Origin of the sequence: Sphaerisporangium dianthi (genome assembly GCF_042654065.1) — a bacterium.
In the GTDB taxonomy this organism is placed as follows: domain Bacteria; phylum Actinomycetota; class Actinomycetes; order Streptosporangiales; family Streptosporangiaceae; genus Sphaerisporangium; species Sphaerisporangium dianthi.
Genome location: NZ_JBHSFP010000005.1, coordinates 78,333 through 92,529 on the forward strand (window position 1 = coordinate 78,333; position 14,197 = coordinate 92,529).

At 72.4% G+C, this 14,197-nt stretch carries 13 protein-coding genes; 8 read left to right on the forward strand and 5 right to left on the reverse strand.

Annotation, left to right across the window (positions count from 1 at the left end; genetic code table 11):
- Positions 1–7: 7 nt before the first annotated feature.
- Entirely contained in the window at positions 8–1,501 is a 1,494-nt protein-coding gene (locus tag ACFO60_RS10085; RefSeq protein WP_380839441.1) for an MFS transporter, read from the reverse strand.
- Between the two features lie 255 nt (positions 1,502–1,756).
- Here ACFO60_RS10085 and ACFO60_RS10090 point away from each other — a divergent pair, with 255 nt between their 5' ends.
- Positions 1,757–2,128 carry a YciI family protein gene (locus ACFO60_RS10090; protein ID WP_380839443.1) on the forward strand — a complete coding sequence of 124 codons (372 nt, stop codon included), beginning with the start codon at positions 1,757–1,759 and terminating at the stop codon, positions 2,126–2,128.
- The gene (locus ACFO60_RS10095; RefSeq protein ID WP_380839444.1) at positions 2,125–3,336 is read left to right on the forward strand and encodes an RNA polymerase sigma factor; all 1,212 of its coding nucleotides are present in this window, start codon (positions 2,125–2,127) and stop codon (positions 3,334–3,336) included. Before ACFO60_RS10090 ends, ACFO60_RS10095 begins: the two co-directional genes overlap by 4 nt.
- Before the next feature lie 31 nt (positions 3,337–3,367).
- Here the strand turns inward: ACFO60_RS10095 and ACFO60_RS10100 are convergent, their stop codons facing one another.
- Both ACFO60_RS10100 and ACFO60_RS10105 read right to left on the reverse strand, forming a co-directional pair.
- On the reverse strand, positions 3,368–4,555 hold the full coding sequence (locus ACFO60_RS10100) for an NAD(P)/FAD-dependent oxidoreductase (protein ID WP_380839446.1): 1,188 nt from the start codon (positions 4,553–4,555) through the stop codon (positions 3,368–3,370).
- Positions 4,556–4,566: 11 nt separating this feature from the next.
- Positions 4,567–5,766, reverse strand: coding sequence for a cytochrome P450 (locus ACFO60_RS10105; RefSeq protein ID WP_380839447.1), 1,200 nt, complete (start codon positions 5,764–5,766; stop codon positions 4,567–4,569).
- A 112-nt stretch (positions 5,767–5,878) separates the two neighbouring features.
- Between ACFO60_RS10105 and ACFO60_RS10110 the strand changes: the two genes are divergently transcribed.
- The 4 genes from ACFO60_RS10110 to ACFO60_RS10125 all read left to right on the forward strand — a co-directional run bounded on the left by ACFO60_RS10110 (position 5,879) and on the right by ACFO60_RS10125 (position 10,176).
- A complete protein-coding gene (locus ACFO60_RS10110) occupies positions 5,879–6,589 on the forward strand; it encodes an aspartate/glutamate racemase family protein (protein ID WP_380839449.1) in 711 nt (236 codons plus the stop codon).
- Positions 6,579–7,592: a 2,3-diaminopropionate biosynthesis protein SbnB gene (gene sbnB, locus ACFO60_RS10115; RefSeq protein WP_380839450.1), complete on the forward strand. Its 1,014-nt coding sequence runs from the start codon at positions 6,579–6,581 to the stop codon at positions 7,590–7,592. The genes ACFO60_RS10110 and sbnB overlap by 11 nt, the downstream gene beginning before the upstream one ends.
- A 79-nt stretch (positions 7,593–7,671) precedes the next feature.
- Entirely contained in the window at positions 7,672–8,655 is a 984-nt protein-coding gene (locus ACFO60_RS10120) for a TauD/TfdA family dioxygenase (protein ID WP_380839452.1), read from the forward strand.
- 444 nt (positions 8,656–9,099) lie between these two features.
- A complete protein-coding gene (locus tag ACFO60_RS10125; protein ID WP_380839454.1) occupies positions 9,100–10,176 on the forward strand; it encodes a hypothetical protein in 1,077 nt (358 codons plus the stop codon).
- A 95-nt stretch (positions 10,177–10,271) separates the two neighbouring features.
- Here ACFO60_RS10125 and ACFO60_RS10130 read toward each other — a convergent pair whose 3' ends face one another.
- Together ACFO60_RS10130 and ACFO60_RS10135 are read right to left on the reverse strand one after the other, a co-directional pair.
- Complete coding sequence (locus ACFO60_RS10130; RefSeq protein WP_380839456.1) at positions 10,272–11,051, reverse strand: hypothetical protein; 780 nt, start codon at positions 11,049–11,051, stop codon at positions 10,272–10,274.
- Positions 11,052–11,219: 168 nt separating this feature from the next.
- Positions 11,220–11,558, reverse strand: coding sequence for a hypothetical protein (locus ACFO60_RS10135; protein WP_380839458.1), 339 nt, complete (start codon positions 11,556–11,558; stop codon positions 11,220–11,222).
- Between the two features lie 482 nt (positions 11,559–12,040).
- Here ACFO60_RS10135 and ACFO60_RS10140 point away from each other — a divergent pair, with 482 nt between their 5' ends.
- Positions 12,041–13,165, forward strand: coding sequence for an MBL fold metallo-hydrolase (locus ACFO60_RS10140; protein ID WP_380839460.1), 1,125 nt, complete (start codon positions 12,041–12,043; stop codon positions 13,163–13,165).
- Between the two features lies 1 nt (position 13,166).
- Positions 13,167–14,171 carry a hypothetical protein gene (locus ACFO60_RS10145; RefSeq protein WP_380839462.1) on the forward strand — a complete coding sequence of 335 codons (1,005 nt, stop codon included), beginning with the start codon at positions 13,167–13,169 and terminating at the stop codon, positions 14,169–14,171.
- Positions 14,172–14,197: the final 26 nt, after the last annotated feature.

A 14,197-nucleotide genomic window follows, 5' to 3' on the forward strand; every position in this document is an offset into this window, starting at 1 on the left:
GCAGGTTCTAGGCGCGGGTCACCTCGTAGTCGGGAAGTGCGACCGGGGTGGCCCCCGTCGCCGGGCGCATGATCAGGATCAGTACGGCGAGCCCGGCGAAGATGACGGTGGCGACGACACCGGTGACGTGCAGGCCGGCGGTGAACGCCTCCCGCGCTGCGTGCAGCAGTTCCGCGCCCTGGTCGGCGGGAAGGCGCCGGGCGGCGGCGACCGCGCCCGCCAGCGAGTCGGACGTGCCGTCCATCCTGCTGCGATAGACCACCGCGGCCACCACCCCGAGCAGCGCGAGGCCGAGCGAACCGCCGAGGTAGCTGCTGGTCTCCGACATCGACGCCGCCGAGCCGGCACGCTCCGGCGGTACGGATCCGACGACCAGCCCGGTGCCGAGCGCGAACAGCGGACCGGTGCCCAGCGCCAGTACCGCGATGCCGATCATCACCAGCGGCAGAGCGTTCGCACCGCCGGCGCCGACCAGCAGCAGGCTGCCCAGCGCCGACCCCACCAGCCCGCCGGCGATCGCGGTCGTCTGCTTCATCCGCCGGGCCAGCGCCGGCGCGCCCATGGTGCCGACCGCCACGCCCAGCCCCATGGGCGCGAACAGCACCGCCGACGCGACCGGCGAGAAGCCCAGCACGCTCTGCAGGTACTGGGTCACCAGCAGGCCCGTGCCCGCCATGGCGATGCCGGCGAAGGCCAGCGCCACGAGTACGGCCGTGAACGGGCGGCTGCGGAACAGCCGCAGGTCCAGCAGCGGCGTCCGCAGCCGCAGTTGCCGGCGGGCGAACAGCACTCCGATCGCGGCCCCGGCGACGAGGGCCACCGCCGGGACGACCGACACGCTCTCGATGGTCAGCTGCTTGATGCCGTAGACCATCAGAAGCACCGCCACGATCGACAGCCCGACGCTGACCGGGTCCAGCCGGCCTGCCTTGTCGCCGCGGAACTCCGGCAGCAGGGCCGGCCCGGCGAGCAGCGGCAACAGCATCGCCGGCACGGCGACCAGGAACACCGACCCCCACCAGAAGTGCTGGAGGAGGAACCCGGCGAGCACGGGTCCGAGCGCGCCGCCGGTGAACTGGCAGGTCGCCCAGATCGCGATGGCCTTCCCGCGCTGTCGTTCATCGCGGAACATGTTGGTGATCAAGGCGAGTGCGGACGGAGCCAGGGTGGCGCCGGCGACGCCCAGCAACGCCCGCGCGACGATCAGCATCAGCGGGCTGCTCGCGAAGGCGGCCACGACCGACAGCACCGCGAACGCCGTTCCGCCGATCATCAGCAGCCGTCGGCGGCCGATCCGGTCGCCGAGCGTGCCCATCGTGATGACCAGGCCGGCCACCATGAACCCGTAGCCGTCGCTGATCCACAGCTGCTGGACGCCGGTGGCTCCCAGGTCGGCGCTCAGCCGTGGGAGCGCGAGGAGCAACGCGGTCGTGTCGATCGCGACGAAGAACGTCGGCAGCGCCAGGACGACCAGTCCCAGCCATGCCCTGTTGAATCGCATATCCGAAACTCCTGATCTCTTGATGTTTCGCCGGTTGGTCGGAGCGGTCGAGAGGTTCTTGACATCGGCACAGGCGGAGGTTTCTCCGTGTCAGCCGCAGCGGGGGCGCCAGGGCTGACGTCTCGCGGTCCGGGCGATGCGATGGCGGAGAAGACTCATGCGAAAGTTGTGGAGGGGATGTCAAGACGGCCGCGGCGGCTCCGACCAACCGGTCGAAGGGCCCGGCGGGGGCCCGCGGACCACAAGGAGTACGAGATGAAGTTCCTGATCAGCATGCACATCAACCCGGCCGTGCTGGACGCGCTGACCGACGAGGAGAAGGCGGCGATCGGCGACGGCCACGGCAGGTTCATGGAGGCGCTGAAGAGGTCCGGCGAGCTGATCACCACACAGGCGCTGGTCGACCCGTCACAGGCCGCCGTGGTGTCCGTGCGCAACGGCCAGCCGGTGGTGACCGACGGGCCGTTCCTGGAGTCCAAGGAGTATCTGGGCGGCTTCTACATGATCGACTGCGAGGACAAGGAGCGGGCGATCGAGCTGGCGGCGCAGATCCCGGACGCCGCGATCGAGGGTCTGGGGATCGAGGTGCGGCAGGTGATGTTCGCCGACGGACAATTGGAGGCATGACGACGCCGTCCATCGAGGACCTGCTGCGTGAGCTCACGCAGCAGGTCCTCGGCGTGCTGATACGCCGGCATGGCCGGTTCGAGGAGTGTGAGGACGCCGTGCAGGAGGCCGTCCTCGCCGCCACCGTGCAGTGGCCGGCCGAGGGAGTGCCGGACAACCCGCGCGGCTGGCTGGTGACCGTCGCGTCCCGGCGGCTCATCGACCAGATGCGCAGTGACCACGCGCGCCGCGAGCGGGAGTCGGCGACGGCCGCCGAGGTGGCGCCCGAGGACGTGCCGGACACCGACGACACGCTCGTCCTGCTGTTCCTGTGCTGCCATCCGACGCTGACCGCGGCCTCCCAGACCGCCCTGACGCTGCGGGCGGTCGGCGGCCTGACCACCGCCGAGATCGCCCGCGCGTTCCTGGTGCCCGAGGCGACGATGGCGGCCAGGATCAGCCGGGCCAAACAGCGCATCAAGGCCGCCGGCAGCTCCTTCAGCCTGCCGGACGGCGCGGAGCGCGAGGAGCGGCTACGGGTCGTCCTGCACGTGCTCTACCTGATCTTCAACGAGGGCTACACCGCCTCCTCGGGCAGCGAGTTGCACCGCGCCGACCTCGCGCACGAGGCGATCCGGCTGGCCAGGATGGTTCACGCGCAGCTGCCCGAGGACGGCGAGGTGACCGGGCTGCTCGCGCTGATGCTGCTGACCCACGCACGCAGGGAGGCTCGCACGACGAAGGCCGGCGACCTGGTGCCGCTGGACGAGCAGGACCGCACGAAATGGGACCGCGAGCTGATCGGCGAGGGCATCGAATTGGTCAAGGCGTCGCTGGCCGGCCCGGTGCTCGGGCCCTACCAGCTGCAGGCCGCCATCGCCGCCACGCATTCCGACGCCGCCACGGCCGAGGAGACCGACTGGCCGCAGGTGCACGCCCTGTACCTGATCCTGGAACGGATCGCGCCCAACCCGATGGTCACCCTCAACCGGGCCATCGCGCTCGCCGAGACCGAGGGCCCGGTGGCCGGGCTGGCCCTTCTGTCCACATTGGACGGCGACGAGCGGATGGCCGGGCATCACCGGCTGCTGTCCGTCCGAGCGCATCTGCTCGAGAAGGCCGGCGACACGGCCGGGGCGTACGAGCACTACCGGCGCGCCGCGAAGGCCACCGCCAGCATCGCCGAGCGACGCCACCTGGAGTCCCGGGCCGGCCGGGTGAGAACGTAGACCCCGCCCCGGCCCCTCCGATGTTCCGCGCTCAGACCAGGGCGAGAGCGTCGAACAACTCGTCGGTGTAGAAGTCGTCGATCTCGCAGGCGCCCGACAGGGTGGAGAAGTAGCGGTCCACCAGGTCCTGGCGGCCGGCGATCGCGCGCAGCATCGTCACCCGCTCCGGCTGGATCGAAAGCTCGGCCGCCCTCAGCGTGCCGTGGTAGACGCCCGTGAAGTGCTCGTCGCGGTCCTCGCCGAACCGCGCGAGCGCGGCGTCCAGCCGGGCCGGGTCGGCGAGGTCGCCGCCGATGCGGTCGACCAGCATCTGCACCTGGAGGAACGCGTCGGTGATGCCGCTGTTGCCGATCGAGTCCTTGTGGTAGCCCGCGTCCCCCAGCAGCACCCAGCCGGGGCCGGCCGCCTGGCGGAAGAAGTTGCGCTGGTCGCCGGTCCCGTACAGCCGCTCCGCCCGGCGGGCCGAGCGCATCCGCTCGTGCAGCTCCGGCGCGGTCGTGCGGACGCTCTCCAGGTAGGCCGTCATGGCGTCCCCGCGGATGCGCTCGAACTCGGCCTGCGGGAAGTAGGCGCCGACCAGCGTGCGCCCGTCGTTGGTGGGCACCGTGCCGACCAGGCGGCGGGGCCGCGCGTACACCTCGAAGGTCGCGGGCAGGTCCTCGAAGTAGCTGAAGTACACGCACGACCTCGGGGCGTCCTCGGCCGTCGTGCGGGCGCCGGTCAGCGCCGCGACCGTGGACCGCATCCCGTCGGCACCGATGACCAGCCGGGCCCGCTCCTCGAAGCGGCCGTCCGCGGTCTTGAAGCGCACCCCGGCGACGCGGCCGCCGTCGAACACCAGCTCCTCGACCTGGCACCCCTGCCGGAACTCGGCCCCGGCGGCGGCGGCGGCCTCGGCGAGGACGGGGTCCAGACGGTGCCGGCGCGGCGCGTACGCCGTGCGGTAGCCGTCGACCGCCCACGAGCAGCCTTCCAGGCGGACGTCGTCCACCTGGTAGACGATGCCGTCGATCGGCGGGCAGCCGGTCGCCACCACGTCGTCCAGCACGCCCCACTGGCCCAGCTTGGCCACGCCCGGCTGGTGCAGGTAGTGCGTGGACAGCTTGTCCCTGGGGAAGCGGGCCTTCTCCAGCAGCAGCACCCGGTAGCCCGCGCGGGCCAGCAGCATGGCGGCCGGCGACCCCGCGCAGCGGGCGCCGACCACGATGACGTCGTACATCGCCCCGTCCTTCAGTTCGGCCGGACGATGACGGGCAGGTTCTTCGGCCCCCACATCCCGCGCTCGTGGTAGCCGATCTCGATGCCGCGGTCCACCGCCAGCGAGGGGAAGCGGCGCAGCAGTGCCTCCAGCGCGATCCTGCTCTCCAGGCGGGCCAGCGGCGCGCCGATGCAGAAGTGGATGCCGTGGCTGAAGGCCAGGTGCGGGTTCGGGTCGCGGCCGATGTCGAAACGGCCGGGGTGCGCGAAACGGCGCTCGTCGTGGTTGGCCGACATGAGCCACGGCGTGACCACGCGGTTCGCAGGGATCGTCACCCCGCCGATCTCGACCTCGGCGGCGGTGATCCTGCTGGCGGTGGTGAAGGGCGAGCGGTAGCGCAGCACCTCCTCGATCGCCGGGGGGATCAGCGCGGGGTCGCGGCGGACGGCGGCCATCGCCTCCGGGGAGGCGTCCAGGCACAGCACGGCGCTGCCCAGCAGGAGCGTCGTGGTGACGCTGCCCGCCATGAACACGATGTCGGCGAACTTGACGACCTCGTCCTCCGAGAGCCGCTCGCCGTCCACCTCGGCGGCGCACAGCGCGCTGATCAGGTCGTCCCTGGGACGCAGGCGGCGGTCGCGGCAGTGCTGGAGGAGGTAGTCGGCCATGTCCTTGGTGACCTGTTCGAGCAGGTCGGCGTACTCGGGCGACTCCGAGGTGATGCCTTCGCGCGCGGTCATGCCCTGCGCGTTCAGCATGCGGTTGATCCACGTGCGGAACAGGTGCCGGTCGGAGGCCGGCACGCCGAGCAGCTCGGAGATCACGATCACCGGCAGCGGGAAGGTCAGCGCGTCGACCAGGTCGAACTCCTCGTCCCTCACCTCGTCGAGCAGTTCCTCGGCCAAGGAGGCGATGCGGGGCGCGAGCGCGCTGACCGTCCTCGGGGTGAAGGCCTTGCTGACCAGGCGGCGCAGCTTGGCGTGCCCGGGCGGGTCCATCGAGTTGATGTTCCCCTGGCTGATCTCGGCCAGCTCGGGGTTGATCCGGCTGATGTCGTTGGAGAAGGCCGCGTGGTCGGTGAGCACGCGCTCCACGTCCGCGTAGCGGAAGACGTGGTAGGCGCCGTCCCCTTCGCGCCATACGGGACTGTGGTCCCGCATGCGGGCCATCCAGTCGAAGAGCTCGGTCCCGCCGTCCGCCAGCGGAACGGCGTCGATCATGACCTCGGTCATTATGGCGGACTCCATTCTGTAGTCCCCCTGAATATGCACGACCCTCTTATCAGCCCGATATCGGGAATCCGTCTGATATCGGGCTGATAACCCGTGGCCATAGTTTGTGCCAATGGATGTTCTCGGTGTGCTCGGTGGGATGGGTCCGCTCGCCTCGGCCGAGTTTCTGAAGACGCTCTACCACGCCAATCTCCACTCCCGCGAACAGGACATGCCCCGGGTGCTCGTGGACTCCGACCCCGGGTTCCCCGACCGCACCGAGGCCGTCGCGGGCGGCCCGGGCGCCCAGGAGATCGGGCGCCGCCTCGCCGTCCGGCTGGAAGACCTGCTGGCCCGCGGCGCGGACCGGCTGGTCATGGCCTGCTTCACCGCCCACCACTTCCTGCCGCTGGTCGATCCGCTGATCCGGGAACGGGTGACGTCCCTGGTGGACGTCGCGCTGGACGAACTGGACCGCGCCGACGGCAGGTTCCTCCTGCTGTGCACCGAGGGAACGCGGCGGGCGCGCGTCTTCCAGAGCTCGCCGCTGTGGGACCGCGTCGCCGCGCGCGTCGCGCTGCCCGGGGAGCCGGACCAGGAACTGGTGCACCGGATGGTGTACCGGATGAAGCGGCACGGCGCGCTGGGCGACGTCGCGCCGGCCGTCGACCGCCTGCGCGCCCGTTACGGCTGCTCGGGCGTCATCCTCGGCTGCACCGAGTTCCACCTGGTGTCCGGCGGGCTCACCGGCGTCCTCGGCGAGGCGAACGTGGTCGACGCGCTGCGCGCGTTCGCCCGTACATGCACGGCCCCCTACCGAAAGGACCTTCAGCATGCCGGATGACAAGCTCGGCATCCCCCCGTTCGGCGTGCTGCCCGGAGCCGGCGTGCGCCGCGTGCTGGCCGGCCGGGAGAAGCAGGTCGTCGAGCTGGTCGAGGAGGCCTACCAGCGGCACGGCGAGGGCGCCACGGTCAACCCGCCATCGTACTTCCTGCGCTTCCCCGACCGGCCCACGGGGCGGATCATCGCGCTGCCCGCCTCCGTGGGCGGGCGGGACGCCGTCGACGGGCTGAAGTGGATCTCCAGCTTCCCCGGGAACGTCGAGCACGGCATCCCCCGCGCCTCCGGCGTCCTCATCCTCAACGACCCCCGCACCGGCTACCCGTACGCCTGCCTGGAAGCCTCCCTGATCAGCGCCGCGCGCACCGCGGCCTCGGCCGTCCTGGCCGCCGACCGGCTGACGCGCGGGCGCGGACGCCCCGTCCGGGCCGGGTTCTTCGGCACCGGGCTGATCGCCCGCACCATCCACGCCTACTTCGCCGCGACCGGCTGGAGCTTCGACCAGGTCGGCGTGCACGACCTGGTCCGCGAGCGCGCCGCGGGCCTCGCCGCCGACCTGGCCGCCTCCGGCCAGGACGCGGTGGTGCACGAACGCCCGGAGGATCTGCTGCGGAGCTGCGACCTGGTGGTGTTCGCCACCGTCGCGGGCACCCCGCACGTGACCGACCCGGACCTGCTCGCCCACCACCCGCTCGTCCTGCACGTGTCGCTCCGCGACCTCGCGCCGGAGATCATCGCCGGCGCCGCCAACGTCGTGGACGACGTCGACCACTGCCTGCGCGCCGGCACCTCCCTGGACCTCGCGCAACAGCTGACCGGCGGGCGTGAGTTCGTCGACGGGACGCTGTACGACGTCATGACCGGCGCGGTGACGGTGCGCCGCGACCGGCCGGTGATCTTCTCGCCCTTCGGGCTGGGCGTTCTGGACCTGGCCGTCGGACGGTTCGTGCACGAGGCCGCGAGCCGGTCCGGCGACCTCTCCGTCGTGCCCGGCTTCTTTTCGTGAAACGCGTTCAACATCGTTCCGCACAATCCGGCTCAATATGATTCACGAGCCGGTCGGCTGCTGTTCTTAGGAGAGTCAGTTGACAGTTCTGGCAACGGCGGAGAACGCCACCGGAGGTCTCCGGCTGAGCGCCACGGACGCCGATGAATTGGTGACCCTGGCCCGCACCGTGATCCGCCGGGTACCGGGCGGCCGCATCGACGACCCGGAGATGATCGACGCCTGCCGGCAGGCGTCCATGCTGATGCCCGCCTCTCTGCGCGGGGTGCTGCGCGGCTTCCAGCGCGAGTCGGGCGAGCGCGGCGCCGCGCTGATCCGCAACCTTCCCATCGACGAGGCGGCCCTGCCCTGCACGCCGGGCACCAGCACCTCGGTGCAGCGCTTCGGCACCGTCCCGGCCCTGCTGCTCATGCTGATCGCGGCCGAGCTGGGCGAGCCGGTGGCCTTCCGGGCCGAGAAGTCGGGCGCCCTGGTGCAGGACGTCGTGCCGGTGCGCGGCAAGGAGGACTTCCAGGGCAACGCCGGCTCGGTGCTGCTCAGCTTCCACAACGAGAACGCCTTCCACCCCTACCGTCCGGACTTCGTCATGCTCCTGTGCCTGCGCGCCGACCGCGACAGGGTCGCGGGCCTGCGCACGGCGTGCGTCCGCGAGATGCTGCCGCTGCTCAGTCCGGCGGCCAGGACGGCGCTGAGCAGTCCCGACTTCGTAACGGCGGCGCCCCCCTCGTTCGGCACGGGCCAGGCCACCGCGCCCCACGCGGTCCTGTCGGGCGCCCCCGAGGACCCCGACATCCGCGTCGACTTCGCCGCGACCAAGGCGCTCGGCCCGGCGGCGCAGCAGGCGCTCTCCGAGCTGCGGGACCTGTGCGAGCAGGTCGCGCACACGGTGGTCCTGAACCCGGGCGACCTCGCCATCGTGGACAACCGGGTGACCCTGCACGGCCGGACCGCGTTCCGTCCCCGCTACGACGGAGCCGACCGCTGGCTCCAGCGCACCTTCGTCCTGCGCGACTTCCGCCGCTCCCGCATCGACCGCCCCCACGACGGCCACATCATCGCCTGACCCGGCCACCCGGCGCGCCCTCCCCGCCCTTCGCGCTCTTCGCCCCCGCCCCGGCGCGGTCCTCCCCGCCGGCACCCCTATCACCGGCTTCGATCATGACGCAAAGCGCATGATTCAGCACGGTTCGTGAGATTGCTCGTTCGCCGGGAAATATGTTGGAAATTTTCTGGCTTGGGGCGGTCCTCGCCGCGAGGCGCTCGACGCGGATTTCACCGTCGCGGAGAATCCGGTGCTGAGCTGGTGGGATGCGGGGGTGGTCTGAGGGCGGCGGGCGGGGGTGCGGTGGGGAAGAGGGTGACGGGCGGGGCGTTCTGGCAGCTTTTGTGCCGGGGAAATCGAGCCGGAGGCGCGTGAGGGCCGTTCTAGAGGGGGTAAGGCAGAACGGCCCTGTCATCCCGTCGCCTTGTGGGACGGGCTGACCAGACAAGCCAATGGAGGAACACGGTGACGCCCACCAACCCTGACAAACCGCACGCAAACGGATCAGGCGGGCCCCGCTGGCGTCTCTCAGGACCGCCCGTCCTCGCCGCCGCCGTCATGCTCGTGGCGTCGGGAGGCCTCGGACTGGCCGCGGCCTCGGCGGCATCCCCCACGTCGCCTCCCGCGGAGACCCCCACTCCCACTCTCACGACGACCGAGACACCGACGGCCGACCCGACCGCCACCCCGACGGTGTCGCCGGCCCCCTCGCCCTCCGTCTCCGTGCCGCAGGTGGCCCCCTGGGCGTACGTCGGCACGATGCACGGCGAGTTCGCCGTGCCGACGAAGACCCGCTGCACCTTCGTCACGCTGGTCACCCAGACCGGCCAGGCCACCGCCGTGGCCGCCGACTCGATCACCGTGCGCAGCCAGGACGGCTACGAGAGGGTGTACACGATCACCGAGGACACCCGTATCGTCTCGGGCCGTCGAGGTGACAGCGTGATCAAGCAGGGCGACTGGGTTTCGCTGACCGCCGCGCCTCAGGGGGAGAGCGCGACGCCGGCACCCCCGACCCCGACCCCCGACCCCTCGGACACCGCGACGCCGCTGCCTTCGGACACGTCTACTCCCGTGCCTTCCGACACCGCGACGCCGCTGCCTTCGGACACGACCACCCCCGTGCCCTCGGACACCGCGACGCCGGTGCCTTCCGACACCGCGACCCCCACTCCTTCGGACACCGCGAGCGTGGCGCCTCAGGACGCCGCGACCGTCGCGCCTCAGGAGACCGTGACCGCCGCGCCGCAGGAGGCGACCGCGACGGCCGGGTACATCGTGGACCTGTCGCGCCCGAGCAAGAAGTACTGGCCGGGCAAGGGATGGTGGCCCTCCACCTACTGGCGGCCGAGCCAGAACAAGTGGCGCACTCCCGCCTCCTGCGCCACGCCGACCCCCACTCCCACCGCCCCCGAGCCCACACCCGGCCTGCCGTCCGAGACTCCGACCGCCGGGCCCACCGAGTCGCCCAGCCTGCCGTCCGAGACCCCCACGGCCGATCCCACGGTGACGCAGACGGTGACCGTCACCCCGACCCCCTGAACCGCCGCTCGCGGCCGCCTCGCTGACGGCCGCCTCCACCCGCGGAACGGCCGCGGCACGTCTCGCGTGCCGCGGCCGTTCCGGCAGCCGCGCCGTCAGTCGCAGCAGCAGTCGCCGTCCTGGCCGGAGGCGTCCTGACCGGAGGTGTTCCGGCAGGCGGTGATGTCGTCGGGGGTGGCGGAGGAGTCGTCGGCCGTCGCGGTGTCCGCGGTGCCGGACGTCGCCTTCTTGGCCTTCTTCGACGAGCCCGGGTTGATGATGATGACCTTCAGGTGGATGTTGCACACCTTGGAGTGCTTGCACAGCGCGTTCTGGATGCCGGTCACACCGCTCAGCGTCTCGGACGAGGTGTGCTGGAAGCCGCGGTTGCTCGTGGGGCTGCGCACCTCGGCGATGCTCTGGTTCCGTATGCCGTTCCCGACCTTCAGGTAGTCGTCGCTGGAGCCGGAGCCGGCTCCCGAGCCGTCGCCGTCGTCGTCACCGGAGGCATGGCCGCGGCTTCGCCCACGTGCCCAGTCGGCGTTTTGCGCGTGAGCATGCGGGCGCGTCCGATCGTGTGCGCGGGCTCGTGAACGCACGGAGGAGGACGTGCGGGCGTGGTGACGGACCTTCGAGGCGCGTCCGGCGCCGGCGTCGGCGCTCGCGGCGGGAAGGGGGACGCCGAGGCCGATCGAGGCGGGGCCGGTCGCGGGAGGAACGGCGCCGAGATCGATCGTGGTGGAGGTGGTCGTGGGAGAAGCGGGGCTGAGGCGGGTCGTGACGGAGGCGTTCGAGGTGGCAGGAGCGGCGCCGAGGCCGGCGGGGGCGGAGGCGCCCGCGAGCAGGCACATGGCGAGGTTTCCGGCGAGCACTCGGCCGCGGTGCTGACGCGTCATCGTCTGTCGCCCCCTGCTGCGTCACCCTGAACCCGGGCGGGTGGGTCCCGGATCGAGACCGGAGTGATCAGCGTATCGGCGGGCGGTCGGGCCATCCCCGGCTCGGCGACGCGTACGCGCAGGTCATTACCGCATCATTGCCATAGTCGGTGAGATGAGGTGCGCAGCTCACTTCCGGTGACCGATCTGGTTTTTCTGCCTGATGACGCACACCCGGTGATGCCTGCACATGCCAGTCTGGGTGTGGGCGTATCCACCGGTGATGGTGTTGGCCACCGGCTGCTGCCCGTGGAGCACCGTGGGGCTGTAGAAGGCCACGTAGTTGTTGTTGCGCCGGCCGTTTCCCGTGTGCGCGTAGATCTGCCCGCGGTCATCGCCGCTCACGGGGGTGACCTGCCCCGGCGATCGCGCCGTCACCGTGGCGCCGGCCGCCGGCGAGGCGGTCAGCGCGGCCAGCGCCGTCAATGCGGTCACCGCGGTCAACGCGGCCGCTGTCAGTCCGGTCACTCTGGTCAATGCGGTCAAAGCGGCCGCGGTCGGTCCGGTCAACGCGGTCGGTCCGGTTGGTCCGGTCAACGCGGTCGGTCCGGTTGGTCCGGTCAACGCGGTCGGTCCGGTCAGCGCCTCACCCGGAGACGACGGCCAGGTCAGGCATCTCCTCGCGCGGTGACGAGCCATTGCGGCGCACCTGCCTCTCCAGGTCGTACGGCGGCGGAACTCCCGGGCCGGACATTCGGCGACGTCGGCCTCCCTACCCCGTGCCTCGGTCGCCACCACCGCCGGGACGGTCGCCTAGCGCGTGTCTTTGGTCGCTCTTTGTGTGACGGCCTACGGAAATGACCGGTTCGCGACTCCGGCCCGCGCCGGGCGGCGGCCCGCACAGGAGCGCTGCGACGGCGGCCGGGCCGCTTCCCTGCCCGCGATCGGGAACACCGCGCACCCCGCGAGAGGTTCGGCTGGGTAGGACTTGAGGGCGGGAGCGTGAGCGGGTGGCGGGAAGCCGAGCGTCGAAGAGGTTGGTCGCGGCCGCCGTCGCGGCGGCGGCCGGATGGGCACTGCGGGACGTCCCGGCGGAGCTCGGAGCCCGGCCCCTGCGGTCGGACGGGCGGCGGGCCGCGCGCATGCGGGACTCTCCGCAGTTCAGGGACGGCGTCTTCCACAACTCCATGGCGGCCGCGACGCGGGTGCCGGCCGGGCCGCCTCCCGGCATGGTGCGCGAGCTGATCACCGGCGCCGACCGGCGCCGCCCGCCCGGGGCGGTGCCGCTCCTGACGCCGTCGGCCGCGCCGCCACCCGCCGGCGGGCTGCGGGTCGTCTGGTACGGCCACGCGTCGACCCTGGTCGAGATCGAAGGGCGGCGGGTCCTGTTCGACCCGGTGTGGAGCAGGCGGGTCTCTCCCTCCCAGCTCGTGGGGCCCAAGCGGCTGCACCCCGTCCCGGCCTCCCTCGGCTCGCTGCCTCCCATCGACGCGATCGCGATCTCCCACGACCACTACGACCACCTCGACCTGGCGACCGTGCGCACGCTGGCCCGTACGCGCACCGCGCCGTTCCTGGTGCCGCTGGGCATCGGCGCCCACCTCGCGAAGTGGGGCGTGCCGGCCGAACGCGTCATCGAGCTCGACTGGGGCGAGGACGCCGAGGTGGCCGGGCTGCGGTTCACCGCGACGGCGGCCCGCCACTTCTCCGGGCGGGCCTTCAGCCGCAACGAGACACTGTGGGGCTCGTGGGTGGTCGCCGGCGCGCGGCGCAAGGTCTTCTTCGCGGGGGACTCCGGCTACTTCCAGGGGTACGCCGGCATCGGCGCCGAGCACGGGCCGTTCGACCTGACACTGATGCCGATCGGCGCCTACAGCCCGGCCTGGCCGGACATCCACATGGATCCGGAGGAGGCGGTCAACGCCCACGTCGACCTCGGCGGCGGGCTGCTGCTGCCCGTGCACTGGGCGACGTTCGCGCTGGCCCTGCACCCCTGGGCGGAGCCGGTCGACCGGCTGTGGCGGGAGGCCAAGGCCCGCGACGTCCGCATCGTGGCCCCCCGGCCGGGCGAGACCGTCGACGTCGATGCCGCTCCGGCGGTGGACGGCTGGTGGGAGACCCTGATAAGGGGGTGATGTGAACCTGTCCGAGGCGGCGAGCGAGCTGTACGGCGGCGCGCCGGAAGACTTCGTCGAGGCGCGCAAGCGGCTGGCCGCCGACGCCAAGAAGGCCGGGGACGCCGGCCTGGCCAAGAGCATCGGCACGCTGCGGCGCCCGACCGTGTCAGCGTGGGCGGTGAACCGGCTGGCCCGCGACGCCCCGGACGAGCTGGGCGAGTTGCTCGACCTGGGCGACGACCTGCGCGCGGCCTGGGCGTCGGGCGGGCAGACCGGCGAGCTGGACCAGCGGCGGGCTGAGCTCGTCGCCCGTCTGGCCCGCACCACGCACGAGCTTGCCGCGCGGGTGGACCGTCCGCTGCGCGAGGCGGCGGCGCGCGAGGTCGAGGACACCCTGCACGCGGCGACGATGGACGAGGCGGTGGCCGAGGAGGTCCGGCACGGGCGGCTGGCCCAGCCGCGCAGCCACGTCGGCTTCGGGCCGGTCGGGGCCCTGCCGGGCATGGCCGCCTCCCGGGCCGGCCAGAGCGCGCCGCCCGCGGCGGGGAAACGTCCCGCGGGCGCGGGGCGCACCGGCGGAGGCGCGGGCGGCGGGAAGCGAACCGCGGGGACCTCGGGGGCCTCGGAGCCGGGGGAGCCGCGGGAGAGCCGCGAGGAGGCGCGGCGCCGAGAGCGTGAGGAGGCCAGGCGCCGTGAGGAGGAAGAGCGGCGCCAGGCGCTGGCCCGCAGGGCGGCGGACGCGGCGGCCGAGGCGCAGGAGGCCGAGCGCGCTCTCGGCGAATGGGAGGCGGAGGCCGCCGAGGCGGCCCGGGCGTGCGCGGCCGCCCGTGACGAGGCCGAGCGCCTGCGCAGGGAACTGGAGGCGGCCCGGGAACGCCAGGACGTGACGACCAAGCGGCTGAGCATGGCCGAGCGAGAGCGCAACCGCGCCGCCCGCCGGGCCGACGAGACCCGCCGCCGTGCCCAGCAGGCACGCGCCGATCTCGACGGGCGCCCCGCGACCGGTGACCGCGAGGCGCCCTGAGGAGGGTCCGCGACGGGATATGGGCG